The organism is Oleiphilus sp. HI0079, from assembly GCF_001635105.1.
Genome location: NZ_LWFT01000678.1, coordinates 1 through 1,144, shown reverse-complemented (window position 1 = coordinate 1,144; position 1,144 = coordinate 1). Strand labels below are relative to the sequence as shown.

The 1,144-nt window shown below is 49.8% G+C and carries 1 protein-coding gene and 1 pseudogene; both read left to right on the top strand.

Annotated features, from left to right (window positions below; translation table 11 throughout):
* Nucleotides 1-417: pseudogene (locus tag A3750_RS12380) on the top strand (acyl-[acyl-carrier-protein]--UDP-N-acetylglucosamine O-acyltransferase); the annotation flags it as partial.
* Between the two features lie 3 nt (nt 418-420).
* A partial coding sequence (lpxB, locus tag A3750_RS12375; RefSeq protein WP_068548317.1) for a lipid-A-disaccharide synthase occupies nt 421-1,144 on the top strand: 724 nt, incomplete at its 3' end.

The following is a 1,144-nucleotide window of genomic DNA, read 5'->3' as shown; positions in this document are numbered from 1 at the left end:
CATGATTGCCGTATTGGTAGTCATTGCATCTTTGCAAATACTGCGACCGTCGCTGGACATGTGTATGTTGATGATTTTGTCATCCTCGGTGGCGGAACGATGGTACACCAGTTTTGTAAAGTGGGCGCTCATGCAATGAGCGCAGGTGGGAGTATCGTTTTGCGTGATATTCCCGCTTTTGTCATGGCCAGCGGGCAGTCCGCATCTGCGTACGGTCTGAACAGTGAGGGGCTTAAGCGAAGAGGTTTTTCTCCTGAGTCGTTACGCGCTCTCAAATCGGCTTATCGCACTCTTTATCGCAAAGGGCTTAAGCTAGATGATGCAATGCTCGAATTAAAGGCGATGGATGATGTCGATGGTGTCATTCGGACCTTTGTCGCTAGCATCGAGCGATCTGATCGCGGGTTGATGCGTTAGTCTATGCCTGTCGACGCTGTATCTGAAGTGGATTATCGACCGATTCATATCGGTATTGTTGTTGGAGAGGTGTCAGGGGACATTCTCGGCTCGGGATTAATGTCTGAGATCTTAAAGCGACACCCAAATGCTACTTTTAGTGGTATAGGCGGCCCCTTGATGCTGGAGCAAGGATTTGAGACCTTGTTTCCCATGGAGCGCCTCTCGGTGATGGGGTTGTTTGAGGTTTTGGGGCGTATTTTTGAGTTGATTGGAATACGGCGCGCCCTTAAACGCCACTTTGTTGAGAAGCGGCCAGACGTGTTTATAGGTATTGATGCGCCTGACTTTAATATCGGTCTTGAATTACAGTTGCGCCAGGCCGGGATAAAAACGGCACATTATGTCAGTCCGTCTGTTTGGGCCTGGCGTCAAAAGCGCGTGTTTAAGATTGCGCGCGCCGTTGACCTTATGCTCACGCTCTTCCCCTTTGAGGCCAAGTTTTATAAGCAACACCGGGTCTCGGTTCGGTTCGTCGGTCATCCGTTGGCTGATTTAATTCCAATCTCCTCCGATCGAAGCAAGGCTAGAGCCAATTTAGGTCTCACAGAAGCCGGGCCGATCGTTGCGATTTTGCCGGGTAGCAGGGCGGGCGAAATTTCACGTATAGCGGAGTCCTTTTTTGGTGCTGCCGAACAGATTAAAAATAAGTCTCCAAATGTCCGTTTTGTTATTCCCTGCGTGAATG